Origin of the sequence: Curtobacterium sp. MCBA15_007 (assembly GCF_001864905.1) — a bacterium.
Taxonomy (GTDB): Bacteria; Actinomycetota; Actinomycetes; order Actinomycetales; family Microbacteriaceae; genus Curtobacterium; species Curtobacterium poinsettiae.
Map to the genome: position 1 here is coordinate 61719 of NZ_MJGM01000056.1, position 24656 is coordinate 86374.

Annotated in this window: 20 protein-coding genes; 8 read left to right on the forward strand and 12 right to left on the reverse strand. The window is 70.0% G+C overall.

Annotated elements, in window-relative coordinates; translation table 11 throughout:
• Nucleotides 1-145 precede the first annotated feature (145 nt).
• The gene (locus tag BIU95_RS14115) at nucleotides 146-1651 is read left to right on the forward strand and encodes an alpha-N-arabinofuranosidase (RefSeq protein ID WP_017888376.1); all 1506 of its coding nucleotides are present in this window, start codon (nucleotides 146-148) and stop codon (nucleotides 1649-1651) included.
• 190 nt (nucleotides 1652-1841) lie between these two features.
• Here the strand turns inward: BIU95_RS14115 and BIU95_RS14120 are convergent, their stop codons facing one another.
• A complete protein-coding gene (locus BIU95_RS14120) occupies nucleotides 1842-2867 on the reverse strand; it encodes a LacI family DNA-binding transcriptional regulator (RefSeq protein WP_031260382.1) in 1026 nt (341 codons plus the stop codon).
• Between the two features lie 197 nt (nucleotides 2868-3064).
• On the opposite strand from BIU95_RS14120, the gene BIU95_RS14125 reads away from it, so the two are divergent.
• The 4 genes from BIU95_RS14125 to BIU95_RS14140 all read left to right on the forward strand — a co-directional run bounded on the left by BIU95_RS14125 (nucleotide 3065) and on the right by BIU95_RS14140 (nucleotide 8326).
• Nucleotides 3065-4009 (forward strand): carbohydrate ABC transporter permease, encoded by a 945-nt coding sequence (locus tag BIU95_RS14125; RefSeq protein WP_071251957.1) that lies wholly within the window; start codon nucleotides 3065-3067, stop codon nucleotides 4007-4009.
• A gap of 158 nt (nucleotides 4010-4167) precedes the next feature.
• Complete coding sequence (locus tag BIU95_RS14130) at nucleotides 4168-4977, forward strand: carbohydrate ABC transporter permease (protein ID WP_231564118.1); 810 nt, start codon at nucleotides 4168-4170, stop codon at nucleotides 4975-4977.
• Between the two features lie 97 nt (nucleotides 4978-5074).
• Complete coding sequence (locus BIU95_RS14135; protein ID WP_017888380.1) at nucleotides 5075-6409, forward strand: sugar ABC transporter substrate-binding protein; 1335 nt, start codon at nucleotides 5075-5077, stop codon at nucleotides 6407-6409.
• 87 nt (nucleotides 6410-6496) lie between these two features.
• Complete coding sequence (locus BIU95_RS14140; RefSeq protein ID WP_071251958.1) at nucleotides 6497-8326, forward strand: beta-galactosidase family protein; 1830 nt, start codon at nucleotides 6497-6499, stop codon at nucleotides 8324-8326.
• Between the two features lie 115 nt (nucleotides 8327-8441).
• On the opposite strand, the gene BIU95_RS14145 is transcribed toward BIU95_RS14140, so the two are convergent.
• The 4 genes from BIU95_RS14145 to BIU95_RS14155 form a co-directional block, all read right to left on the reverse strand.
• Nucleotides 8442-8747 (reverse strand): hypothetical protein, encoded by a 306-nt coding sequence (locus tag BIU95_RS14145; protein WP_056070334.1) that lies wholly within the window; start codon nucleotides 8745-8747, stop codon nucleotides 8442-8444.
• Between the two features lie 182 nt (nucleotides 8748-8929).
• Nucleotides 8930-9106 carry a CsbD family protein gene (locus BIU95_RS17835; protein WP_017888383.1) on the reverse strand — a complete coding sequence of 59 codons (177 nt, stop codon included), beginning with the start codon at nucleotides 9104-9106 and terminating at the stop codon, nucleotides 8930-8932.
• A 107-nt stretch (nucleotides 9107-9213) separates the two neighbouring features.
• Nucleotides 9214-10314: an SDR family oxidoreductase gene (locus BIU95_RS14150; protein WP_071251959.1), complete on the reverse strand. Its 1101-nt coding sequence runs from the start codon at nucleotides 10312-10314 to the stop codon at nucleotides 9214-9216.
• Nucleotides 10315-10351: 37 nt separating this feature from the next.
• Entirely contained in the window at nucleotides 10352-10750 is a 399-nt protein-coding gene (locus BIU95_RS14155; protein WP_071251960.1) for a DUF3253 domain-containing protein, read from the reverse strand.
• Nucleotides 10751-10831: 81 nt separating this feature from the next.
• Here BIU95_RS14155 and BIU95_RS14160 point away from each other — a divergent pair, with 81 nt between their 5' ends.
• Nucleotides 10832-12172: an alpha-amylase family glycosyl hydrolase gene (locus BIU95_RS14160; protein WP_254783372.1), complete on the forward strand. Its 1341-nt coding sequence runs from the start codon at nucleotides 10832-10834 to the stop codon at nucleotides 12170-12172.
• 91 nt (nucleotides 12173-12263) lie between these two features.
• On the opposite strand, the gene mmsB is transcribed toward BIU95_RS14160, so the two are convergent.
• The 3 genes from mmsB to chvE form a co-directional block, all read right to left on the reverse strand.
• On the reverse strand, nucleotides 12264-13445 hold the full coding sequence (mmsB, locus tag BIU95_RS14165) for a multiple monosaccharide ABC transporter permease (RefSeq protein WP_017888387.1): 1182 nt from the start codon (nucleotides 13443-13445) through the stop codon (nucleotides 12264-12266).
• A complete protein-coding gene (gene mmsA / locus BIU95_RS14170) occupies nucleotides 13432-14985 on the reverse strand; it encodes a multiple monosaccharide ABC transporter ATP-binding protein (RefSeq protein WP_042540350.1) in 1554 nt (517 codons plus the stop codon). The genes mmsB and mmsA overlap by 14 nt, the downstream gene beginning before the upstream one ends.
• A 106-nt stretch (nucleotides 14986-15091) precedes the next feature.
• Complete coding sequence (gene chvE, locus BIU95_RS14175) at nucleotides 15092-16219, reverse strand: multiple monosaccharide ABC transporter substrate-binding protein (RefSeq protein ID WP_017888389.1); 1128 nt, start codon at nucleotides 16217-16219, stop codon at nucleotides 15092-15094.
• 180 nt (nucleotides 16220-16399) lie between these two features.
• On the opposite strand from chvE, the gene BIU95_RS14180 reads away from it, so the two are divergent.
• Nucleotides 16400-17449 carry a substrate-binding domain-containing protein gene (locus tag BIU95_RS14180; RefSeq protein WP_017888390.1) on the forward strand — a complete coding sequence of 350 codons (1050 nt, stop codon included), beginning with the start codon at nucleotides 16400-16402 and terminating at the stop codon, nucleotides 17447-17449.
• 252 nt (nucleotides 17450-17701) lie between these two features.
• Here the strand turns inward: BIU95_RS14180 and BIU95_RS14185 are convergent, their stop codons facing one another.
• From BIU95_RS14185 to BIU95_RS14200, 4 genes are all read right to left on the reverse strand, one after another.
• Nucleotides 17702-18655: a carbohydrate ABC transporter permease gene (locus tag BIU95_RS14185; RefSeq protein WP_083389389.1), complete on the reverse strand. Its 954-nt coding sequence runs from the start codon at nucleotides 18653-18655 to the stop codon at nucleotides 17702-17704.
• A 4-nt stretch (nucleotides 18656-18659) separates the two neighbouring features.
• Nucleotides 18660-19628, reverse strand: coding sequence for a carbohydrate ABC transporter permease (locus BIU95_RS14190; protein WP_017888392.1), 969 nt, complete (start codon nucleotides 19626-19628; stop codon nucleotides 18660-18662).
• 77 nt (nucleotides 19629-19705) lie between these two features.
• The gene (locus BIU95_RS14195) at nucleotides 19706-21022 is read right to left on the reverse strand and encodes a sugar ABC transporter substrate-binding protein (protein WP_254783374.1); all 1317 of its coding nucleotides are present in this window, start codon (nucleotides 21020-21022) and stop codon (nucleotides 19706-19708) included.
• On the reverse strand, nucleotides 21019-23028 hold the full coding sequence (locus BIU95_RS14200) for a glycoside hydrolase family 127 protein (protein ID WP_071251962.1): 2010 nt from the start codon (nucleotides 23026-23028) through the stop codon (nucleotides 21019-21021). Before BIU95_RS14200 ends, BIU95_RS14195 begins: the two co-directional genes overlap by 4 nt.
• Nucleotides 23029-23190: 162 nt before the next feature.
• Here BIU95_RS14200 and BIU95_RS14205 point away from each other — a divergent pair, with 162 nt between their 5' ends.
• Nucleotides 23191-24189, forward strand: coding sequence for a LacI family DNA-binding transcriptional regulator (locus BIU95_RS14205; protein WP_071251963.1), 999 nt, complete (start codon nucleotides 23191-23193; stop codon nucleotides 24187-24189).
• The last annotated feature ends 467 nt before the right edge of the window (nucleotides 24190-24656 follow it).

Below are 24656 nucleotides of genomic sequence, written 5' to 3' on the forward strand. Positions count from 1 at the left end.
CATCCGCCACCCCTTTCGCGACGGCGTGGAACCCGGTAGCGTTTCCGTCAGGTGAGCGCTCACTTTCGTGACGGCCCGCTTCGGTTCCCGTACGCGCCCCCACCGCTCCCCGCACGAACCGCACTGCCACGATCGAAGGAGATCCATGCCCCGCACACACCTCGTCCTCGACGCCGCGTTCACCGTGGGGCCGGTGCGACGTCGCCTGTTCGGCGGGTTCGTCGAGCACCTCGGCCGCCACGTCTACGACGGCATCCACGAGCCCGCCCACGAGACCGCCGACGAGCACGGCTTCCGAGGGGACGTCGTCGAACTCGTCAAGGAACTCGGCGTCTCCGCCATCCGCTACCCCGGTGGCAACTTCGTCTCCGGCTACAAGTGGGAGGACGGCGTCGGCCCCGTCGAGCAGCGCCCCCGCCGTCTCGACCTCGCCTGGCACTCGACCGAGACGAACGAGGTCGGCCTGCACGAGTTCCAGCACTGGCTCGACCGGGTCGGCTCCGAGCTCATGCTCGCCGTGAACCTCGGTACCCGCGGCACGCAGGAGGCGATCGAGCTCCTCGAGTACGCCAACATCGACGCCGGCACCGCACTGTCCGATTACCGTCGTTCCAACGGTCGCCAGGAACCCTTCGCCATCACGATGTGGTGCCTCGGCAACGAGATGGACGGCCCGTGGCAGCTCGGCCACAAGAACGCCGACGACTACGGCAAGCTCGCCGCCATGACCGCCAAGGCCATGCGACAGATCCAGCCCGACCTCGAGCTCGTCGCCTGCGGTTCCTCCGGGGCGTCGATGCCGACGTTCGGCGAGTGGGAGCGCACCGTCCTCGAGCACACCTACGACGACGTCGACTACATCTCCGCGCACGCCTACTACGAGGAGGACGACGACCTGCCGTCGTTCCTCGCCTCGGGCGTCAACATGGACCACTTCATCAAGACGGTCACCACGGCCGCCGACCACGTCCAGGCGCAGAAGAAGTCCGACAAGCGCATCGACATCTCGTTCGACGAGTGGAACGTCTGGTCGATCAAGAAGTGGGAGGCCAAGGCCAAGACCTTCACGCTCGACGAGTGGCCCGTCGCCCCGCGTCTGCTCGAGGACGTCTACACCGTCGCCGATGCCGTCGTCGTGGGTGGCCTGCTCATCTCGCTGCTCCGCCACGCGGACCGCGTCGCCTCGGCCTCGCTCGCCCAGCTCGTCAACGTGATCGGCCCGATCATGACCGAGCCCGGCGGCCCGGCCTGGCGCCAGACGACGTTCTTCCCGTTCTCGGTCACCTCGCGCCTGGCACAGGGGACGTCGCTGCAGGTCAAGGCCTCCGGCGACACCGTCGACGGTGGCAAGCACGGCGAGGTCCCGGTCGTGGACTCCGCCGCCACCGTGACCGAGGACGGCAAGGCCGCGGTCTTCCTGGTGAACCGCCACCCGTCCGAGCCGACCACGGTGACGATCGACCTCGCAGGCATCGGTGCGACGGGCGACGTCCACGCCGAGGGTGTCTGGGACGACGACCTGCACGCCGTGAACGACCTGGAGAACACCTCGCGCGTGGGGCTGCGCACGAACGAGTCGGTCCGCCGCGAGGGCGACACCGTCACGATCGAGCTCCCGCCGGTCTCCTGGACCGCCGTCTCGATCGGCTGACAAGACGCCTCGGCGCACGCCACGGCGGGCGTCGAGTGAGCACAGAGGACGTCGGGCGCTCGCGCCCGACGTCCTCTGCTCGTTGCGGCGCGCGGCGGGCCGCGACCGAGTCTCGTCTGAGCGGACAGAGCGCGGCACGCGGATGGCGCAGCCTGTCCGCGAGGCCGAGTCTCGGCACGAGCGCGCCGCGTCAGCGCGCCGGCGGTGCCGCCGTGCTCGCGCGCTCGACGAGCCGCACCGGCACCAGGTCCGACGCGACGCTGACCCGCTCGCCGTCGATCTGGGCGAGCAGCGTGGCGACCGCTCGGCGGCCGACCTCGTCGAAGGACTGGTGCACGGTGGTCAGCGGCGGCCAGAACGAGTCGGACTCGGGGGAGTCGTCGAACCCCACCACGCTGAGCGACGACGGCACCGGGCGGCCGGACTCGTGTGCGGCGCGCAGGACCCCGAGGGCGGTCTGGTCGTTCGCGGCGAACACCGCGGTGATCTCCGGCCGTGCGGCGATCTCGAGCCCGGCCTCGTACCCGTGCTCGGTCGTCCAGCCGCCGCGGAACACCGGGGGGACGGGCCGACCGGCGCGCGACAGGGTGTCCTGCCATGCGGCGAGGCGACGGGCCGCCGAGTACGACGAATCCGGACCGGCGACGTGCCAGACGGTCTCGTGGCCCAGGTCGAGCAGGTGCTGCGTGGCCTGCCGGGCGCCGTCGGCCTGGTCGGTGTCGATCGCGGGGTGGTCCGTGCTGCCCGTGGAGTCGACGATCACCATGGGGACGCCGTCGGGCAGCACGACCTCGGCGGTGTCGATGATGTGCGACTCGATGATGATCACGACGCCGTCGACGGCCTGTTCGTGCAGGCGTGAGAAGGCGGACCGGACGCCCGCCTCGGTGCGCGAGGCCATGGGCAGCAGGGTGATCGTGAAGTCGGCGACCCCGGCGGCGTCGGCGATCGCCTCGAGCGTGCGCATGTTGCCGAAGGACGCGAGCGTGAACATGATCACGCCGATGGTCCGGAAGCGGCCCGAGCGCAGGGCGCGGGCGGCACGGTTCGGCCGGTAGCCGAGGGACTCCATCGCGCGCTGGACGCGGTCGCGGGTCTCCGGGCTGACGTTGTCGAAGCCGCGGGCGACCCGCGAGACGGTCTGCATCGAGACCCCCGCGGCGTCGGCGACGGCGGCCATCGAGGGGGCGCGGCGGGTGCCGGCGGGGGACTCCATCGTCACGCTGGCGCTCCTTCCGGATCGAGGGGCCGAACGGTCGGCCTCCCCCGGACGCTAGCGCATGTTGACGTTGCCATGCTATCGTCGCGACGTTCGATGTTGACGTCAACATCGGTGACCGCCCGGACACCCTGATCCGGCCCGGGCCGAGCCGCCGACATCGACCACCCGAACGCAGCAGACGAAGGAGTCACATGAGCACGCTCGCAGCGCGCCCCGGTGAGGCAGCACCGCGCCCCACCGCCGAGCGCCCCGCCGGCCGCCGCCCCAAGCCGCGGGGACGGTTCACCGGATGGCTGTTCGTCGGCCCGTTCGTCGTCGTCCTGGTCCTGATGCTCATCGTGCCGATCGGGTACGCGCTCTGGCTCAGCCTGTTCCGCGACCAGCTCATCGGCGGCAACCAGTTCGTCTGGTTCGCCAACTACGTGCAGCTCTTCCAGGACGCCAAGTTCTGGTCCGGGTTCGGTCGGGTCGCGGTCTTCCTGGTCGTCCAGGTGCCGATCATGCTCGGCCTCGCGCTCGTCGCCGCCCTGGCCCTCGACAGCGCCCGACTGTGGGGGACGAGCTTCTTCCGCATCGCGGTGTTCCTGCCCTACGCGGTCCCCGGTGTCGTCGCAGCCCTGATCTGGGGCTTCATCTACGGCAACCAGTTCGGTCTGACCGGTGCCGCGAACGACGCGCTCGGCATCGACCTGCTGCAGCCGTTCAGCCCGAGCTGGGTCCTGACGTCGATCGGCAACGTGGTCACGTGGGAGTTCCTCGGCTACAACATGCTGATCTTCTACGCCGCACTCCGCACCGTCCCCGGTGAGCTGTACGAGGCGGCGGAGCTCGACGGCGCCGGCCCGATGCGCACGGTCCTCTCGATCAAGCTCCCGGCGCTCCGCGGCCCGATGGTCATCGCCACGATCTTCTCGATCATCGGCAGCTTCCAGCTCTTCAACGAGCCGAACCTGCTCAAGACGCTCGCCCCGAACGTCATCGGCAGCGCCTTCACCCCGAACATGTACGCCTACTCGCTGTCCTTCAGCGGCCAGCAGTTCAACTACTCCGCCACGGTCGCGATCGTGATGGGCGTGATCACCGCGGTGATCGCCTACGTCGTCCAGGTCCGCGGCACCCGCGAGGAGAACCGATGAGCACCATCCAGCACCCCGCCGGGCCCGCAGCGGCCACGGTGACCGAGGCGACCACGACGCAACGTGCGCCGCGCACCCGCTCGATCCGCGCCTCCCGGCAGCTCCGCACCGCGGAAGGCGGACGCAAGCCGAAGCGGTCCGGCCTGCTGACCGCGGTCATGGTCGTCTTCGTCGTGTACTCGTTCGCGCCGCTGTTCTACCTGCTCGTGAACAGCACGAAGACGCAGTCGTCGCTGCTCTCCACCTTCGGTCTGTGGTTCGGCGGGGACTTCAACCTCTGGCAGAACATCGTCGACACGGTGACGTACAACGACGGCATCTTCCTGCAGTGGTTCGGCAACACGCTGCTCTACGTGGTCGTCGGCGCCGGCGGGGCCACCCTGCTCGCCACGGTGGCGGGCTACGGCATGGCGAAGTTCCAGTTCCCGGGGCGCCGTGCGGTCTTCGCCGTCGTCCTCGGCGCCATCGCGGTCCCCGGCACGGCACTGGCCGTCCCGACCTTCCTGCTCTTCTCGCAGGTCGGCCTGACGAACACCCCGTGGTCGATCATCCTGCCCTCGCTGATCAGCCCGTTCGGCATGTACCTGATCTGGACCTACGCGGTCGACGCGATCCCCGCCGAACTGCTCGAGGCCGCCCGCATGGACGGTGCCGGCGAGTTCCGGATCTTCTTCACCATCGCGCTCCGCCTGCTCGCTCCCGGTGTCGTCACGGTCCTGCTGTTCGCGGTCGTCGCCACCTGGAACAACTACTTCCTGCCGCTCATCATGCTGAGCGACCCGAAGTGGTACCCACTGACGGTCGGCCTGAACCAGTGGAACGCGCAGGCCACCGGGTCCGGCGCGCAGCCGATCTACAACCTCGTCGTCACGGGATCGCTCCTCACGATCATCCCGATCGTGGTCGCGTTCCTCTTCCTCCAGCGCTTCTGGCAGTCCGGCCTCGCAGCCGGGTCGGTCAAGGCCTGACCCCTCGGACACCAGGCGCACGGCGACCCCGCCACGCGCCGCCCGGTCCGGCACACAGCAGCACCACCCCCTCCACGAAGAAGTGAAAGGCACTCCCATGAACAAGCGTCTCCGGCGCGGGCTCAGCGCCCTCGCCATCGGCGTCACCGCCGCGATCGCCCTCGCCGCGTGCGCCTCCGGCAGCTCCGGCTCCGGCGGTTCGGCCGACGACATCGACAAGGCCCTGAAAGACGGTGGCACCCTGACCTACTGGTCGTGGACCCCGTCGGCGAAGGCCCAGGTCGCCGCGTTCGAGAAGCAGTACCCGAAGGTGAAGGTCAAGCTCGTCAACGCCGGCACCGGCGCCGACCAGTACACCAAGCTGCAGAACACGATCAAGGCCGGCTCGGGTGCCCCCGACGTCGCCCAGGTCGAGTACTACGCCCTGCCGCAGTTCGCCCTGTCCGAGTCGCTCCTCGACCTGTCGAGCTACGGCTTCGACTCGCTCGAGAAGGACTTCGCGAAGAGCACCTGGAGCTCGGTGTCGATCGACGGCAAGGTCTACGGCCTGCCGCAGGACTCCGGCCCCATGGCGCTGTTCTACAACAAGAAGGTCTTCGACAAGCACGACATCGCCGTGCCGAAGACGTGGGACGAGTACGTCACCGCGGCCAAGAAGCTGCACCAGGCCGACCCGAAGGCGTACATCGCCGCGGACTCCGGCGACGCCGGCTTCACCACGAGCATGATCGCCCAGGCCGGTGGCACCCCCTTCACCACCGACGGTGACAAGGTGACCATCAACCTGCAGGACGCGGGCTCGAAGAAGTGGACGAGCACCTGGAACGAGCTCGTCGAGCAGGGCCTGCTGTCGAAGACGGTCGGTTGGACCGACGACTGGTACAAGCAGCTCGGCAACGGCGAGATCGCCACGCTGATCACCGGCGCCTGGATGCCCGGCAACCTGGAGTCCGGCGTCGCCCAGGCCTCGGGTGACTGGCGTGTCGCCCCGATGCCGACCTACGACGGTGGCACCGCCCAGACCGCGAACAACGGCGGCAGCGCCGAGGTCGTCATGAAGCAGTCGAAGAACCCGGCACTCGCCGCGGGCTTCCTCAAGTGGCTGAACTCCTCGAAGGAGTCCACGAAGGTCTTCATGGAGTCCGGCGGCTTCCCGTCGACCACCGCTGACCTGGACTCGTCGGCCTTCCTCGACGAGAAGCCGTCCTACTTCGGCGGCCAGCAGATCAACAAGGTGCTCGTCGACGCGTCGAAGTCCTCGGACAACGACTTCACGTACCTGCCGTACCAGGTGTACGCGAACAGCGTCTACGCCGACACCGTCGGCCAGGCGTACGAGAACGGCACCTCGCTCGACGCCGGACTGCAGGCCTGGCAGAAGGCCCTCGCCAAGTACGGCAAGGACCAGGGCTTCACGGTCTCGACCAAGTAGTTCCCGGTATCCCCGCGGGGCCGTGCGGACACGTCCGCACGGCCCCGCTCCACGCCCGGCTCCGGCCGGCCATGAGAAGGTCACACCATGCGCTTCGCCATCGGCGACACCGACTTCCTGCTCGACGGCGAGCCGCACCGGGTCCTGTCCGGCGCGATCCACTACTTCCGCGTGCACCCCGACCTGTGGGCCGACCGGATCCGCAAGGCCAAGCTGATGGGCCTCAACACCATCGAGACCTACGTGGCGTGGAACGCGCACGCGCCGTCGCCGGGGGAGTTCGACCTGTCCGGAGGCCTGGACCTCGGCCGCTTCCTCGACCTCGTCGCGGCCGAGGGCATGCACGCCATCGTCCGCCCCGGCCCCTACATCTGCGCCGAGTGGACCAACGGCGGGCTGCCGTACTGGCTCTTCGCCGACGGCTCCGTGGGGGTCCGCCGAAACGAGCCCGGGTTCCTCGCAGCGATCGAGACGTACCTGCAGCACCTGGCCCCCGTGCTGGTCCCGCGGCAGATCGACCAGGGCGGGCCCATCGTCCTGGTGCAGGTCGAGAACGAGTACGGCGCCTACGGCTCCGACCCCGAGTACCTGCGCGCGCTGGAGCAGATGCACCGCGACATCGGGCTGACCGTCCCCTTCACGAGCGTCGACCAGCCGATGGGCACCATGCTCGAGGACGGCTCGCTGCCCTCACTGCACAAGACCGGTTCGTTCGGCTCCCGCTCCGCCGCCCGGCTCGAGCGCCTGCGGCAGGCCCAGCCCACCGGCCCCCTGATGTGCTCGGAGTTCTGGGACGGCTGGTTCGACAGCTGGGGCGAGCACCACCACACCACGCCGGCGTCCGCCAGTGCCGAGGACCTGGACGTCCTGCTCGCCGCCGGCGGCTCGGTGAACATCTACATGTTCCACGGCGGCACGAACTTCGGCTTCACGAACGGCGCGAACGACAAGGGCGTCTACCGTCCGATCGCGACGTCGTACGACTACGACGCCCCGCTCGACGAGGCCGGCCGGCCGACGTCGAAGTTCCACGCGTTCCGCTCGGTCATCGAGCGCTACGCGCCCGTGCCGCCGCTGCCCGCAGCGATGGAGCCGGGTGGGTCGGGTCGCCTCGGTCCCGTGGCCGCGTCCGGCGACGGCCTGGAGGCCCGGATCGCCCCCGCCACGGACCTCGCCGTCCGGCTGGACCGCGTCGCGTCGCTCCGTTCCCTGCTGCCCACGCTCACGACGTGGTCCGCGCACGACGAGCCGCCGACCTTCGACGCCCTCGGAGCCGCGAGCGGCTTCGTCGTCTACCGCGCCGAGGTCGACCTGCCCGCCGGAGGGGTGCTGACCGTCGGCACCGAGGTGCGTGACCGTGCGATCGTGTCGGCTGACGGTGTCGTCGTCGGGGTCCTGGAGCGCGAGCACCACGACCGGGCCATCACCCTGCCGCCGGTGACCGGCACGCTCGAACTCCTCGTCGAGGACCAGGGCCGGGTCGACTACGGCGTCCGCATCGGTGAGCCGAAGGGCTTGATCGGGGGCGTCTCGATCGACGGCGTCCCGGTGGCCCGCTGGACGGCGTCCCCGCTCGCACTCGACCCGATCGCGCCGGCAGCCGTCACCGCACTGGCCGAGGTCGCTGCCTCCGGCGGGGACGTGCTCGCGGGGCCGACGTTCGCCGCGGGGTCGTTCGACCTCGACACCGTCGACGACCGGTACCTGTCGCTCGTCGGGTTCCGCAAGGGAGTCGCCTGGGTCAACGGGTTCTGCCTCGGTCGGTACTGGTCGCGAGGCCCGCAGCGGACCCTGGCGATCCCGGGCCCGGTGCTCCGCCACGGTCGCAACGAGCTCGTCGTGCTCGAGCTGCACGCCGCCGCGTCGCGCACCGCGTGCCTGCTCGTCGAGCCCGACCTGGGCCACACCGAGGCGTAGCCGCGCGGCCGCCCTGGTCAGATCGGGCGTACCTGGTCGAATCGGGCGTACCTGGTCGGAAGTTTCGACCAGGTACGCCCGATTCCGCTTTCCAGCGCGGGCGTCATGGGAAGGATCAGTCGCTGTCGAGGGCGTCCAGGTCTGCCAGCGCCCGCTCGGCGTCGGCGATCCGGTCGGCCTCGGGGCGACTCCACCACTCGGGGCCGCGCTCGCCCAGGCCGTGCTTGGCCAGGCCGTTCCGGTGCCGCGCCGCCGCCAGGGCCTCGTCGTCGCCTGCGCGCTTCGCGGTCTTCACGGCGTTGCGGCCGCGCCCCAGGTGCGAGCGGAGTGCGGCGGCGAGTTCCTCGGGCAGGGCGGGGTCGGTGCGGCGCCAACGTCGGCCGTCCACGACGAAGAAGTGGTCGTCGGGTTCGGCGGTCATGGTCCGAGTCTGCTCCGTCGGTGGTGGGTGGACATGGGTCGATGAGCCGCGAACGCGTCCGCCCGCCGACCCGGTCGACCTGCTTCGCGGGCATCGACCAGAGCGGAGTGCGTGGCACGGACCGACACGAACGGCCCGACGTCAGCAGACATCGGGCCGTTCGTGTGTTCACGAGCAGGTGCTCACTTGTCGTCGACGGCGTCCTTCGCCTTCTCCGTCTGCATGCGCGCCTCGCCCATGTGCTGGTCCTTCTTGCCCTGGGCGTGGAGCTCCTGGTCGTCGGTGTGCTCACCGACCTTCTCCTCGACCTTGCCCACGATCTTCTGGGTGGCGTCCTTGGCCTTGTCTCCGAGCGACATGGTGATTCCTTCCGGTGGGGGCATCACCGGTGGACCCGGCGGTGTGTCACCGACAGTACGGACGGCGGTGTACCCCGTTCACTGCGGCAGGACATGTGCGCCGCTGATCAGGGGATGAGCCGGTCGGCCCGGTAGCGGGCGAACAGGTCCGCGAACGCCTGTTCGGTCCGACGGAACGCTGTGAACCCGGCGTCTCGGCTCTTGCCCATGTCGGTGACGACCTCCATCGCACGGCCCAGGTCGGCGTCGGTGTGCCACCACGAAGCGAGTCGGTTGATGTCGGCCTCGGCGAGACCGTGGCGCTCGGCGATGCCGGCCCACTCGGACTCGTACGGGGCCATCTGCTCCTCGAGCGGTCGCGGAGTGTCCTGGTAGCCCACCGCGCGCGCGGGGTCGACACCGAGGAGCGCGGCCAGGCGCGGCCACATCCAACGCCAGCGGAAGACGTCACCGTTGACGATGTTGAACGGCTCGTCGGCACCCTCGGGCGACGTCGCAGCCCACACCATGTGCTCGGCGAGGATGCCGGCGTCGGTCATGTCGGTCAGGCCGTTCCACTGCGCCTCACTGCCGGGGAACACGAAGTCCAGGTCGAGTTCCTTCGCCAGGGTGGCCTGCACGGCGAGCGTGAGGCCCATGTTCATGGCGTTGCCGACGGCGTGCCCGATCACGGTGTGCGAGCGGTGCACCGACCACGTGAAGCCCTGGCGCTCGGCGGCGGCGAAGAGCTCGTCCTCTTGGGCGTAGTAGAAGTTCGGGGTGTCGAGGCGCGGCTCCTCCTCGTGGAAGGGGGTGTCGGGCATCTCGCCGGCGGCGTACGCCTCGAACGGGCCGAGGTAGTGCTTCAGCCCGGTGACCAGGGCGACGTGCTCGAGCGGAGCGTGCGACAGCGCCGCGAGCAGGTCGCGGACCATGCCGCCGTTCACGCGGATGTTCTCCGCCTCGGTCTCCTGACGCTGCCAGGCGGTGAAGAAGACGTGGGTCGGGTGCTCGTCGGTGAGTGCGGCCGCCAGGCTCTCGGGGTCACGCAAGTCGGCCGCGACGGTCCGGACGCCCTGTTCGGCGAGCGGTCGGCGGGAGAGCGCCGTCACGTCCCAGCCGAGGTCGAGCAGGTGGCGCACCAGGGCAGAACCGGTGATGCCACTGGCTCCGACGACCAGGGCTTCGCGGCGGGCAGGGGTCGGTTCGGTCGATCCGGTTGCAGTCATCCCTCGATGCAACTCACGTTGGACGACACGTGTTCCCTCAACGCGGACGGCGGATGCGGATCGGACCCTTGGCGGTCGACGGGTCGACGACGGACCCGCCCTGGGTGATCTCGACCTCGCCGCGCGCGACCATGCGCCGGGCGGCTCGCCGTGCCGGCTCCATCAGCGGTCGCCAGTCGTCCGGGTCCAGCGAGCGTGCGACCTCGGACGGGCAGATGCTCGAGGTCCGTGCCCGGGCTGCGAGCAGTTCGTCGATGCGCTGCTCGAGGGCCCGGTCGGTGTCGTCGAGACCGTGCCGGCGACAGGCGCCCGAGCACCACTTCGACTCCGGCGCCGCGGACGACGGCATCCGCCGACCGCACGAGGCGCAGGTCCGCTCGGCGTGTGCCGACTCCGACGCCGAAGCATCGGCTTCCGTCCTGATCGCCCGTCCCATCACCCCATCCTCGTCCTGCCGTCCGCGGGGGTACACAGCGACCACGCACCCGGCCCAGGTGCACCTGGCAGCATCGGAGCGGTGAACCCCGACACCGCCCCCACCCGTCCGTCCGACCCCGCCTGGGTCCAGCACGTGATGTGGTGGCACGTCTACCCGCTCGGCTTCGTCGGCGCCGAGGTCCGGCCGACCACGCCGGTGGGGGAGCGTCCGCTCGAACACCGCCTCGACCGCCTGACCGGGTGGCTCGACCACGTCGTCGACCTCGGTCTGAACGGTCTGTTGCTCGGCCCGGTGTTCGCGAGCTCGACCCACGGGTACGACACGGTCGACCACTTCCGGATCGACCCGCGCCTGGGCGACGACGCCGACTTCGACCGTCTGGTCACCGCGGCGCACGAGCATGGAGTGCGGGTCCTGCTGGACGGGGTGTTCAACCACGTCGGCCGCGAGCACCCGGCCTTCACCGCGTTGTCGGAACAGGGCCCCGAGGCACCGACCGCCGACCTGTTCGCCATCGACTGGTCCGGCTGGCAGCCGGGACAGCCCGTGCCCGTCGGGCTGTTCGAGGGGCACGACATCCTCGTCGCGCTCGACCACGACAGCCGCGCCACCGAGGACCTCGTGGTGCAGGTCATGACGCACTGGCTGGAGCGGGGGATCGACGGCTGGCGGCTCGACGCGGCGTACGCGGTGCCGCCAGCGTTCTGGGCGCGGGTGCTGCCACGGGTGCGGGAGCGGTTCCCGGACGCCTGGTTCAGCGGTGAGGTCATCCACGGCGACGCGGCGGCGATCGCACGCGACTCGACGATGGACTCGCTCACCCAGTACGAGCTGTGGCAGGGGATCTGGCACGGCATCGCGGACCGCAACGGTCACGAGCTCGCGCACGCGATCGAGCGGCACGACGCGCTGCTGGCCACCTTCGCCCCGACGACGTTCGTCGGCAACCACGACGTCACCCGGATCGCGAGCGCGGTGGGGGAGCGGTTCGCCGGGCACGCCGCCGCGGTGCTGTTCACGGTGGCGGGGACCCCGGTGGTCTACGCGGGCGACGAGTACGGCTGGACCGGGGTGAAGGAGGAACGCGAGGGCGGCGACGACGCGGTCCGCCCGGAGTTCCCGGCCGAGGTGCCGGAGCCGACGGACCTGACGCACGCGTACGAGGCGCTCATCGCCCTGCGCCGCCGGAACCCGTGGCTGCACCGCGCACACACCGACGTCGTGCACCTGACCAACACCGCCGTGGTGCTGCGGACCGCGACGGCGGACGCCGCCGTGGTGACCGCCCTGAACCTGTCGGACGACCCCGTCGACGTGCCCGTGGCCGACGCGACGCAGGTCGAGGCGGGCGGGGCCGATGTCGGGGACGGGACCCTGCGCCTCCCGGCCGGGGGGTGGGCCGTCCTGTCGCGTTCGTGAGCAGAAACGGTCGGGTCCCCATCGAGGACCCGACCGTTTCTGCTCACCGAGCGAACGCGAGCGAACGCGAGCGAACGCGAACGCGCGCTCCCTACTTGCGGGCGGACGCCGCCCGGCGCTTGTTGAACACGTCGAACGCGACGGCGGCGAGCAGCACCAGACCCTTGATCAGGGACTGGAACTCGGTACCGACACCGAGGATCGACATGCCGTTGTTCAGCAGGCCGATGATCAGACCACCGACGATGGCACCCGGCACGGTGCCGATGCCGCCGGTGACGGCCGCGCCACCGATGAAGACGGCGGCGATGGCGTCGAGCTCGAAGCCGTTGCCGGCGCCCGGAGCCGCCAGGTTGAGCTGGCCGGTGAAGACCACGCCCGCCAGGGCCGAGATGACACCCATGTTGACGAAGAGCAGGAACGTGACCCGCTTCGTCTTCACACCCGACAGCTGCGCGGCCAGGGCGTTGCCACCGATCGCGTAGATGTGGCGGCCGAACACGGCACTCCGCATGACGACCGAGTAGATCACCACGAGCGCACCGAGCACGACGAGCACGATCGGGGTGCCGTTGTAGCTGGCGAGCAGGAGTGCCACGTAGATCACGAGCACGGCGCCGAAGGCCGTCTTCACGATGAACCAGGCGAACGGCTCGCTCTCGAGCTGGTACTTGCGACGCGTGATGCGACCGCGGAACGCTGCGATCACCATGACGGCCGCGGCGGCGAAGCCGAGGATCATCGTGAGCGGCTCGTACCCGGTGGTGCCGAAGGACGGCAGGAAGCCGGAGCCGAGCGAGCGGAAGCCGGTCGGGAACGGCGAGATCTGCTGGTTCTGCAGCACGATCTGGGCCGCGCCGCGGAAGGCGAGCATGCCCGCCAGCGTCACGATGAACGCCGGGATCCCGAAGTAGGCGATCCAGAAGCCCTGCCAGGCACCGACGAGGGCACCGACGACCAGGCAGAGCACGACCGCGATGGGCCACGGGATGTTCCACTGCGTGATCATCACGCCGGCCATGGCACCGGTGAAGGCGACCACCGAACCGACCGACAGGTCGATGTGCCCGGCGATGATGACCATCACCATGCCGATGGCCAGGATGAGGATGTAGCTGTTCTGGACGATCAGGTTCGACACGTTGATCGGGGCCAGCGTGATGCCGTTCGTGGTCACCTGGAAGAAGATGACGATGACGATCAGCGCGATGAACAGGCCGATCTGTCGGAGCTGCCCGGTGAGGTAGCCGACGGCGGACTTAAGCGCGTTCATTGACAGGGGTCTCCCGTTCCTGGGTCATGTACTGCATGAGGACCTCGGGCGTCGCCTCGGAGCGCGGGACGTCGGCCGTGATGGTGCCCTCGGAGAGCGTGTAGATGCGGTCGCAGATGCCGAGCAGTTCGGGGAGCTCGGAGGAGATCACGATGACCGCCTTCCCCTGGTCGGCGAGCTGGTTGATGATCGTGTAGATCTCGTACTTCGCGCCGACGTCGATGCCGCGGGTGGGCTCGTCGAGGATGAGCACGTCGGGGTCGGCGTACATCCACTTCGACAGGACGACCTTCTGCTGGTTCCCGCCGGAGAGCTTCCCCGTCACGACGTCGACGTTCGGCGCCTTGATGTTGAGGCTCTTGAGGAACTGGCTCGCGACCGTGGTCTCCTCCGAGGAGTTCACGAACCCCCAGTTCGCGAGCTTCCCGAGCGCCGACCCGGAGATGTTCCGCTTGATGTCGTCGATCAGGTTCAGGCCGTAGCGCTTGCGGTCCTCGGTGACGTAGGCGATGCCGTTGTCGATCGCCTGCGAGACGGTGTGCGTCTTGATCGGCGTGCCGCGCTTGTAGACGGTGCCGCTGATGCCGGTGCCGTACGACTGGCCGAAGACGCTCATCGCGAGTTCGGTGCGGCCGGCACCCATCAGCCCGGCGATGCCGACGACCTCGCCGGCCCGGACGTTCAGGTTCGCCCGGTGGATGATCTCGCGCGACGAGTCGAGCTGGTGGTGGACGGTCCAGTCCTCGATGCGCAGCAGTTCCTCGCCGATGACGGGGTGCTCGCGCTCGGGGTACCGGTTCGACAGGTCGCGGCCGACCATCCCGCGGATGATGCGGTCCTCGGACACATCGTCGGCGCGCATGTCGAGCGTCTCGATGGTCTTGCCGTCACGGATGATCGTGACCTTGTCCGCGATCGCCTTGATCTCGTTGAGCTTGTGGCTGATGATGATCGCCGTCATGCCCTCGGCCTGCAGCGAGCGGATGAGCTCGAGCAGGTGCGCGGAGTCGTCGTCGTTCAGCGCGGCGGTGGGCTCGTCGAGGATGAGGAGCTTCACCTCCTTCGAGAGCGCCTTCGCGATCTCGACGAGCTGCTGCTTGCCGACACCGAGGTCGACGACCTTGGTGACGGGGTTGTCCTTCAGCCCGACGCGCCCCAGCAGCTCGGCTGCTGTCAGGTTCGTCTTGTTCCAGTCGATGAAACCGCCCTTGGACTGCTCGTTGCCGAGGAAGATGTTCTCGGCGATCGACAGGAAGGGGCTGAGGGCCAGCTCCTGGTGGATGATGACGACGCCGGCGGCCTCGGAGTCGTTGATGTTGGCGAACCGCACGGGTTCGCCGTCGAGCAGGATCTCGCCGTCGAAGGAGCCGGCCGGGTAGACCCCCGACAGCACCTTCATCAGCGTCGACTTGCCTGCGCCGTTCTCGCCGCAGATCGCGTGGACCTGGCCGCGCTCGACCTCGATCGTGACCCCCTGCAGGGCCTTGACGCCGGGGAACGTCTTGGTGATGTCCCGCATCTCGAGGATGGTGTCCGCCATGTGGACGCCTTTCCGTCGTGCGCGCGCGTGCGCGCGCTGGTGGAGACGGACTGGAGGCGCGGTGCGCAGCTGGCACCGCGCCTCCGGTCCGAGAGATGGGCCCTGACTACTTCAGGTCGGCTTCGGTGTAGTACCCCGAGTCGACGAGGACTTCCTTGTAGTTGTCCTTCGTGACGACCGTCGGCTGGAACAGGAAGGTCGGGACGACCTTGACCTTGTTGTCGTAGCTCTTGGTGTCGTTGACCTCGGGCTTCTTGCCGGTGAGCAGGTCCTCGGCCATGGTGACCGACTGCTTGGCGAGCTTGCGCGTGTCCTTGTAGATGGTCGAGTACTGCTGCCCGGCGATGATCGACTTGACCGAGGCGGCCTCGGCGTCCTGGCCCGTGACGGTCGGGAGTGGACGGTCGCTCGTGCCGTACCCGGCACCCTGCAGTGCCGAGATGATGCCGATCGAGATGCCGTCGTACGGCGAGAGCACGCCGTCGAGCGTGGTGCCGCCCGAGTAGGACTTGGCGACCAGGTTCTGCATGCGGGCCTTGGCCGTGGCCGGGTCCCACTGCTGCGTCGCGGCCTGGGACAGCTTGTCCTGGCCGGACTGGATCTTCAGCGTGCCGTCCTCGAGGTACGGCTTGAGCGTCTTCATGGCGCCGTTGAAGAAGAACCCGGCGTTGTTGTCGTCGAGCGAGCCGGCGAAGACCTCGATGTTGAAGGGGCCCTTCTCGCCGGTCTTCTTGCCGTCCGCGTCGAGCACACCCAGGCCGGTGAGCAGGCTGTTCGCCTGGTCGACGCCGACCTTCTCGTTGTCGAAGGACACGTAGTAGTCGACGTTCTTGTTGCCCGTGAGCAGGCGGTCGTACGAGATCACCTTGATGCCGGCCTTGGCGGCGGCGTCGAGCTGGTCGGAGAGCGCGCCACCGTCGATCGAGGCGATGATCAGGACCTTCGCGCCCTTGGTGATCATGTTGCTGACCTGCTGGGCCTGCTGCTGGACCTTGTTGTCGCCGTACTCGAGGTCGACCTTGTAGCCGGCCTTCTCGAGGTCGCTCTTGACGGCGTTGCCGTCCTTGATCCACCGCTCGGAGACCTTGGTGGGCATGGCGACGCCGACGAGGGCGCCCTTGTTGTCGCCGCTGCCGCCACCATCGGTGGATGCACGGCCGCCGGCCGAGCAAGCGGCCAGCGAGATCGCGATGCCGACGGCTGCGACGCCCGCGATGATCCTGCGCTTCATCATCGAAGTACCTCTGTTCCTTCGCGTCGTCCTCGACGCGGTCGGGTGCCGGGGCTGCTGTGCCCCGCGGGATGCGCTCGTGTGAGCGCTCACATCTTGTGGGTTCCGTGACGGGGTGTCAACTCAGCGTCGCCGTTTCGTGATCTTGCCGCGGTGGCCGGACCGAGCGGTACGGTTGGCCACGTGAGCACCAGGACCGCCCCCGAGGGCACGGGCGGCAAGCGCCGGAAGGCCCCGACGATCTTCGACGTCGCCGAACGCGCGGGCGTGTCCCACCAGACCGTCTCGCGTGTCATCAACGGTGACCCGACCGTCCGCGAGCAGTACCGGACGCAGGTCACCGACGCCGTCACCGCGCTCGGGTACCGGCCCCGCGCCGCCGCCCGGGCACTCGCCGGCGGGCGGAGCAAGGCGCTCGGCATCATCACCGCCGGCGACGCGCTGTACGGACCGTCGAGCACCTCGATCGGCTTCGAACGGGCCGCGCGGTCCGCCGGGTACCACGTGCTGCTGTCCACCCTGCCCGAGGAACCGACGCCGTCCGACCTGTCCGGAGCGCTCACCACGCTGCTCGCGCAGGACGTCGCCGCGATCGTGCTCGTCGCCGCTGACAACCGGGTGCTCGACGCCCTCGCCTCGCTCACCGTGCCGGTCACGGTGCCCGTCGTGGTGTCGAACGCGGTGCAGCGCGACGCCGTCCGGAACCCGGTCGCGCCGAGCGTCGCCGCGGTCGCGATCGACCAGGCCGCCGGCACCTCGCTCGTGATGCAGCACCTGTTCGACCGCGGACACCGCCGGATCGTGCACATCGCCGGACCGCACGTGTCGCAGGAGTCCGAGGTCCGCCGTGCCACCTACGTGCGGATCATGCAGGACGCCGGGCTCGAACCCGTCGTGCTCGAGGGCGACTGGACCCCGGCGAGCGGCTTCGCAGCTGCCCGGCACATCGACGTGGGGACGGTCGACGCGGTCTTCGCGGGCAACGACCAGATGGCGCTCGGGGTGCTGCACGCCTTCGCCGACGAGGGGCTGCGGGTGCCCGACGACATCGCGGTCGTGGGCTTCGACGACGTCCCCGAGGCCGCGCACTTCACGCCGCCGCTGACCACCGTGCGGCAGGACTTCCGGGCGATGGGGGAGCGGGTGCTCGACACCGTGCGGGCCCTGGTCGAGGGGGAGCCCCGCGACGAGACGCTGCTCGCGCCCGAGCTGGTGGTGCGGCGCAGCACGTAGCGCCCCCTCGCACCGTGCGGCGGTGTGCGGGTGGTGCGAGGTTCTTCCGTGCGCCGGCCCGCGGCGCACGGTGCAGCGTTGTGCGGCCGGTGCGAGGTTGATCGCTCGGTGCGGCGCTACAGTCCCGCACCGAGCGATCAACACCGCACCGGTTGAGGGGCCGCGCACGGTGCGAAGCCGCGCACGACCCCGCACCGACCGAGGGGCCGCGCACGGTGCGACACCGCGCACGACCCCGAGCTGACCCGACCGTCAGCCCTTCAACGCCCCGGACGACAGCCCGGCGACGTAGAACCGTTGCAACCCGACGTACAGCGCGATGCACGGGATCATCGCCACCACCGACCCGGCGACGAGGTTGCCGTAGGACACCTGCCCGTACGCCCCGGTCTGCAGGTTGAGCAGCGCGACCGGCAGCGTGTACAGCGAGTCCTTCGTCAGGAACGTCAGCGCTCCGAGGAACTCCGTCCACGACGCCAGGAACGCGTACAGTGCCGCGGTCGCCGCCCCGGGCAGCAGGAGCGGGCGGAGCACCGACACGACGACCCGGAAGCGCGAGGCCCCGTCGACGAACCCCGAGTCCTCGAGCTCGGTGGGGATCGACTCGAACGCGTTCCGCATCACGAACACCCCGAACGGCAGGTTCACCGTCGTGTAGAACAGCACGAGCCCGAGCAGCGAGTTCGTCAGCCCCATCGCGTTCATCTCGAGGTACAGCGGCGTGAGGATGGCCTGGAACGGCACCATCATCGTCAGCAGCACCAGGCCGAACACGACGCCGGATCCCCGGAACCGGAAGCGGGCGAAGCCGTAGCCGGCCATCGTCGCGATGACCGCGGTCAGCACCGCCGTGGCGATCGACACGATGAGCGAGTTCACGACGCCGGTGAGCAGGTGCGACGACGAGGCGAACACGGCGGCGAAGTTCTGCCACCCGAGCTGGAAGAACGTCGCCGGGTCCGGGGCCTGCGTGATGACGGCCTCGGACTGGAACGCCCGCAGGATCGACCAGATGAGCGGGACACCGAACACGAGCGCGGAACCGATGCCGGCGATCGCGTACAGGGTGCGCTTCACGGTGGTGTCGCGCGGGTGCTGGACGCTGCCCTGCTGGTGGCGCCGACGTCGGCCGTCGCCCGTGGTGGTCAGGGTCCTGGTGGACAGGTCCGGCGCCGAGAGGGCCGCACGGGAGGTCGTGGTGCTCATGGCGTCAGTCCTTCTCTCGCAGTGCCCAGAACTGGAACACCGTCACGGCGGCGATCACCACGACGAGGGCGATCGACTGGGCGGTCGCGGCCCCGAGCTGCAGGTTCACGAACCCGCGGTTGTAGATCGCGTTCACGATGGTGGTGGTCTCGGTGCCCGGCCCGCCCTGGGTCAGGATGTAGAACTGGTTGAAGGCCAGCAGCGACCCGATCACCGAGATGATGACGCTCAGCGCGACGGTGGAGCGGATCATCGGGAACGTGATGAGGCGTTCGGTCTGCCACCAGGACGCCCCTTCGAGCTGCGCGGACTCGTAGACCTCGTCGGGGACGCCCTGCATCGCCGACATGAGCAGCACCATCGTCAAGCCCGACACCGCCCAGACCACGAGCACGCAGATGAGCACCGTCGCCAGCGGGCCGTTCACGAGCCACGCGGTGCTGCCGTCGGTGATCCCGAGCCAGCGGAGCACCATGTTGACGGCGCCGGAGTTCGGTTGCGCCTCGAGCACGAGCATGAACGAGAGCGTCGTCAGCCCGACCACGTACGGCAGGAAGAACACCGTCCGCAGGATCGTGCTGCCGCGGCGGCGGGCCCGGACGAGCACGGCCAAGAAGTACCCGAGCGCCAGGATCGGCAGGGTCACGATCGCCGTGTACAGCAGCGTGTAGCCGATCGCGTGCACGAACGTCGGGTCCTGGAACAGCGTCAGGTAGTTCTGCAGCCCGATGAACCGGTACGGGCCGATCAGGGGCCAGTTCGTGAACGAGATGTAGAGCGCGAACACGAGCGGGACGAGCACGAAGACGGCGACGAACAGGATCGCCGGGGCGACGAGGACGGCGCCGGTGCGCGGCGGGTGGGTGAGCGAGTTGCGGGTCCGGGCGGAGCCGCCGCGCCCCGGGCCGCGGCCCACGGTGGGACGGCCCGGGCCGGTCCGGCCGGCGGGACGCCGGGTGGAGATGGTCGACATGCGTGCACCTCTCTGTGCATCAACAAGAGCGAGACGAGCCAGAGCCCGAGACGAGCGGGACGAGCGAGCAGGCAGACTCAGGCCTGCACCTGGTCGAGGATCCGCTGGTAGTCGGACTGCGCCGTCCGCATGGCGGCAGCGCTCCCCGACCCGAACACGGCCTCGCGGAACATCGCGAAGTACGGCGACGACGGCTGGTTGTTGAGCAGGTTGTACGCCAGCGTCTGCGGCGCGTAGCCCTTCTCGATGGCGTCGAGCGGGCCGTACGCCAGCGGGAACCGCTTGCGGTACTCCGGGGTGGCGGCGTCGGACCGCGTCGGGAAGTACCCGCCGTCCGGCAGTGCCTGCTGCTGTTGGAGCGCGTTCGCGTACTGCATGAACGCCCATCCACCGGACGGGTTCGCCGCCCCGTTCGGGATGCACATGTTGTCGCCGCCGTCGAAGAACGACCGCTGGCCGTCCCACGACGGGATGAGCACCGTCTGCATCTTCGCCCGCATCGCCTTGGTGGCCGCGGGCACGGTCGCCCCGTACGAGGTCGGGAAGATCCCCACCTTGCCGGCCCGGAAGTCGGCACCCCACGTGGTGCCGGCGTCGGAGAACGTCGCCTTCGACAGCACGCCGTCCTTCCACAGCTGCCGGTAGAACTCGAGCATGCGTTCGAGGGCCTCGTTTCCGGTGATGTTCGGCCGCTGGGAGCCGACCTCGCCGGTCATCATGTCGACGCCGGTCGCCCAGACGTGCGGCTGCGTGACGAAGCCGATGATGCCGGCGGCGTTGCCGGAGATCGACCAGCCGTACACGTCGTCGTCGAGCTTCCGGATGGCCTTCGCCGCGTCGAGCAGCGTGGACAGGTCCTTCGTCGATTCCTCGACGTCGAGGCCCGCACGCTCGAACAGCTCGGTGTTGACGAACAGCTGCGAGTTGTCCGCCAGGTACGGCAGCCCGTAGTACCGGTCGCGGTACTCGAGCAGGCGCAGGTGCCCCGGCGAGATCGCATCGAAGTAGTCCAGGTTCTTGACCACGTCGGTCAGGTCGGCGAACGCCTCGCGGAAGATGAACAGCTGCGAGTTGATGTCGTCGATGTCCACGACGTCCGGCGGCTCACCGCCGCGGATCGCGGTCGCCAGCTTGGTCACGTACTGCGCGTCCGGCACCGGGGTCAGCTGGACCTGCAGCTCCGGGTTCGCCTTGTTGAACCCGGCGACGGCCGACGTCAGGCCGGCCTGGGTCGCCGACCGGCACCACACCTGCACCGTGCCGGTCGCGTCCTTCCCGAAGCTCGCGGGCTTCGCGACGACCTTCGGCAGGGTGCCGGAGCACCCGGCCAGGGCGAGGGCTGCCCCGCCGGCGACGCCGCCGACGAGGAACGCACGGCGGTCCACGCCGGTCACCGCGCCAGCGGGAGCCAGACGCGCATCGGCGCGGCTCCCCGGTTCGCCCACGCGTAGTACGGGACCGCGGTGGCGGTGACGTCGTGGACGTCGCGACCGGCCTGGAGGCCCGTGGTGGCGCCCTGCGGACCGGCCACGTCGTCGACGTTGGTCGCGTCGCGGGCCGTGGTCGCGCCTCCCGGCCCGTCCAGACGCTGGTACGGCCAGGCCGGCTGCACGTGCTCGGCCGGGGCGTGCCCCGGGATCCGCAGCGTGACGACGCCGTCGAGCAGGTCGCCGCGGTGTTCCTCGGTGATCGGCGCGTCGGCGTCGACCGTCAGGTCGTCGACCGTGAAGCCCCGCTGGTCCGCCTGCTCGACCGCGTACACGAGCGGGCCGCGCTCGATCGCGACCTGCCCGCGGGCGGCGTCGATGCGGGCGTCGGCGACGTACCGGTGCGGCGTCGTGTCGAAGACGAGCTCGACGGTGTCGCCCGCCGACCACTCGCGGTCGACGACGTGCAGCGTGCCCGCCGTGGGGTTCGCGGACCCGTCCGGACCCGTGACGGTCGTGGTGTCCGACCAGGCCGGGATCCGCAGGCCCAGGGCGAGCGGGCCGTCCTCGGTGACCGTGACACGGACGCGGCCGTCGTGCGGGGAGTCGGTGTCGACGCGCACCGGACCGAGGTCCGCGGTGGCGTACTGGTGGATCTGCAACCCGCCGTCCGTCGCGGTCGCCAGGTAGCCGTCGAGGCTCGCGAAGGTCCGCATGATGTTCGGCGGGCAGCAGGCGCAGTCGAACCAGCCGCGACGCCCGTGGGCGGGGGAGCGGTTCTCGTCCTGGTGGGCGTGGTCGCGCTGCTGCAGCGGGTTCACGTAGAAGTACTCGGTGCCGGCCAGGCTCACCCCGGCGAGGAACGCGTTGTAGAGCAGGCGCTCGATCGCGTCCGCGTACACGGGCTTGCCGGTCGCGAGCAGCAGGCGCCAGGCCCACTGCACCCCGCCGATCGCCGCGCAGGTCTCGGCGTAGCCGCGGTCGGTCGGCAGCTCGTACGGGTCGCCGAACGCCTCCCAGTCCCAGCGAGCCCCGAGGCCGCCGGTGATGAACGCCTTCGTCGCCATCATGTCCGCGAACTGCGTCTCGCTCGCGGTGAGGAGCTCGGTGTCCCCGGTCTCGATCGCGACGTCCACGGCACCCGCGGCCAGGTACACGGCGCGGACCGCGTGGCCCTCCACCGTCGTGGCTTCGCGGCTCGGCACCCGGTCGGAGAAGTACGTCGGCTCGCCGCCGGCGCGCTCGATGATCCCGTGGCCCCGGGCATCGACGAACCAGTGCGCCAGGTCGAGGTAGGCGCGGTCGCCGGTCTCGCGGTACAGCTCGACCAGGCCCATCTCGACGACGGGGTGGCCGTCGACGTCGCGGGTCTTCGGCGTGCCGTCCGGGGCGGTGCCGTCGCCGAACGTGCGGACCAGGTGGTCGGCGTTCTTGATCGCGACGTCGAGGAGCCCGGTGTCGCCCGTCGCACGGTGCTGGGCCACGGCCGCCTGGTACAGGTGCCCGGCGCAGTACATCTCGTGGCTCCACTTGAGGTCCGTGTACCGCTCGCCCTTGCCGCGGACCTGCTGCACGGAGTCCAAATACCCGTCCTCGGCCTGTGCCCGGGCGTACAGCGCGGTGACCTCGCGCTGCAGGTCGAGCAGGTCCTCGGCGGGGGCGCGGCCGTACTCCCACGCCACGGCCTCGAGCCACTTCGTCACGTCCGAGTCCATGAAGATCGGGCCGACGGCCTCGCCCTCCTCGAGCCCCGCGGCGATGCGCAGGTTGCGGAAGTTACCGGCCGTCTCGAGCTGCTGGTAGCCGCTCCGCACGGCGTCGCGGCCGTTGCGCTCCTGTCGGAGCGCCCAGAAGCCGCCCGTGATCCGGGCGTCGCCGGTCGGCAGCGGCCGGAGCGTGAGGTGCGCGTCGGCGGTCGGGAGGACCGGGGTCGCGGTGTGCGCGCCGCGATCGGTCGCGAGCGTGGTGGTCATGTCGCCTCCTTGCGATGTGACTCGGGCCGTCCGGGTCGTCATCGATCCGGAAAACGGTTTCTGCGGTGGACGCTACGACACGGGGCGCACGTCGCGCAAGAGCATTCCGGTGCTTTTGTGTAAAGTCATCGGCACGTCCTGGTCATCGGAAAGGTGGTTGCCGTGACGCTCGAACGCACCGGACAGCCGATCCGGATCACCGACGTGGCGGCGCTCGCCGGAGTGTCGATCGGCACCGCGTCGAAGGCGCTGAACGGCACAGGACAGCTGCGGGACGCCACCCGGCTGCGGGTGAAGGAAGCCGCCGAGAAGCTCGGGTTCGTCGGCGACGCCCGTGCCCGCGCGCTGTCCTCGGGGCGGACCTACACCGTCGGCATGATCACCACCGACTCGTTCGGCCGGTTCTCGATCCCGGTGCTGCTCGGTGCCGAGGACGCCCTGTCCGCCGGGCGGATGGCCGTCCTGCTGTGCGACACCCGCGACGACCACGTGCGCGAGGCCCACTACCTGCGCTCCCTGGCGGCCCGCGGTGTCGACGGCATCATCGTGACCGGCCGCTCCGCCGACGCCCGGCCCCCGATCGACGTGTCGATCCCGGTCGTCTACGCCTTCACACCCTCGACCGACGACGCCGACGTGTCGGTCACCCTCGACGACGCCGCCGGTTCGGCACTCGTCGCCTCGCACGTGCGCTCGCTCGGGAGGCAGCGGGTCGCGATCGTGACGGGGCCGGCGCGGCACCGGTCGGCAGCGCGTCGCGTCGCCGGTGCCACGTCGGTGCTCGGGTCGCACCTGGTCACCGAGCCGCTGCACGGCGAGTGGTCGGAGCGCTGGGGGCGGCAGGCCGTGGACGTGCTGGCCCGGCAGTCGCCCGACGTCGACGCGATCGTCTGTGGCAGCGACCAGATCGCCCGGGGCGTGTGCGACCGGCTGCGGGAGCTCGGACGCTCGGTGCCGGGAGACGTCGCGGTCACGGGCTTCGATGACTGGGACGTGATGGCGCTCGCCTCGAGGCCGCCGCTGACCACGGTCGACCTGCGGCTCGAGGAGCTCGGGCGCGTCGCGGGGCAGGCGCTCCTCGCCCTGATCGACGGCGGGACCGCGGCGTCGGCGGCCGTGACCCCGTCGCTCGTCATCCGCGAGAGCACCGTCGGGGCGTAGGTCGGTCACGACACCCCGTCCGCCGTGGTCGAGTGGTCACGAACCGTCGCTCTGTGCGCCTCCAGCCGACCGTTCGTGACCGCGGGGCGGGGAGGCAACGGGGTGTCGTGGCCGTCCCGCGCGCCGCTGTTCGGGGTGTTGTGGGTTCGGCGGGTCGGCGCTCACGGGTGTGGGGCAGCGAGGGGTCAGGACTCGCGCGGGTGTGGGGCGGCGAGTGGTCGGGACATGCCCGGGTGCGGGGCGGCGAGTGGTCGCATGTCGTCTTCGCCCTCGTGCGTCGCGCGGTCACGACCCGTCGTGCGTGGGACGTCGATTGGTCAGGAACGGTCGGCTGCAGGTGCGCCGGACGACGGTTCGTGACCGGTCGGCGGAACTGAGCGGGGAGTTTCGACCGGCGGGGGAAGCGGGCGGACGAGTGGGACGGGCAGGACGGGCGGCGCGCCGCCGCGTTGCGTGTGTGAGCGCTC

Excerpts from the sequence above, each read along its gene's own strand:
- BIU95_RS14125 (WP_071251957.1), top strand. The coding sequence starts at position 3,065 with ATGAGCACGCTCGCAGCGCGCCCCGGTGAGGCAGCACCGCGCCCCACC.
- BIU95_RS14200 (WP_071251962.1), bottom strand. The coding sequence starts at position 23,028 with ATGACCACCACGCTCGCGACCGATCGCGGCGCGCACACCGCGACCCCG.
- chvE (WP_017888389.1), bottom strand. The coding sequence starts at position 16,219 with ATGATGAAGCGCAGGATCATCGCGGGCGTCGCAGCCGTCGGCATCGCG.
- BIU95_RS14145 (WP_056070334.1), bottom strand. The coding sequence starts at position 8,747 with ATGACCGCCGAACCCGACGACCACTTCTTCGTCGTGGACGGCCGACGT.
- BIU95_RS14135 (WP_017888380.1), top strand. The coding sequence starts at position 5,075 with ATGAACAAGCGTCTCCGGCGCGGGCTCAGCGCCCTCGCCATCGGCGTC.
- BIU95_RS14150 (WP_071251959.1), bottom strand. The coding sequence starts at position 10,314 with ATGACTGCAACCGGATCGACCGAACCGACCCCTGCCCGCCGCGAAGCC.
- BIU95_RS14185 (WP_083389389.1), bottom strand. The coding sequence starts at position 18,655 with ATGAGCACCACGACCTCCCGTGCGGCCCTCTCGGCGCCGGACCTGTCC.
- BIU95_RS14120 (WP_031260382.1), bottom strand. The coding sequence starts at position 2,867 with ATGGAGTCCCCCGCCGGCACCCGCCGCGCCCCCTCGATGGCCGCCGTC.
- mmsB (WP_017888387.1), bottom strand. The coding sequence starts at position 13,445 with ATGAACGCGCTTAAGTCCGCCGTCGGCTACCTCACCGGGCAGCTCCGA.
- BIU95_RS14155 (WP_071251960.1), bottom strand. The coding sequence starts at position 10,750 with ATGGGACGGGCGATCAGGACGGAAGCCGATGCTTCGGCGTCGGAGTCG.
- BIU95_RS14115 (WP_017888376.1), top strand. The coding sequence starts at position 146 with ATGCCCCGCACACACCTCGTCCTCGACGCCGCGTTCACCGTGGGGCCG.
- BIU95_RS14190 (WP_017888392.1), bottom strand. The coding sequence starts at position 19,628 with ATGTCGACCATCTCCACCCGGCGTCCCGCCGGCCGGACCGGCCCGGGC.
- mmsA (WP_042540350.1), bottom strand. The coding sequence starts at position 14,985 with ATGGCGGACACCATCCTCGAGATGCGGGACATCACCAAGACGTTCCCC.
- BIU95_RS17835 (WP_017888383.1), bottom strand. The coding sequence starts at position 9,106 with ATGTCGCTCGGAGACAAGGCCAAGGACGCCACCCAGAAGATCGTGGGC.
- BIU95_RS14130 (WP_231564118.1), top strand. The coding sequence starts at position 4,168 with ATGGTCGTCTTCGTCGTGTACTCGTTCGCGCCGCTGTTCTACCTGCTC.
- BIU95_RS14140 (WP_071251958.1), top strand. The coding sequence starts at position 6,497 with ATGCGCTTCGCCATCGGCGACACCGACTTCCTGCTCGACGGCGAGCCG.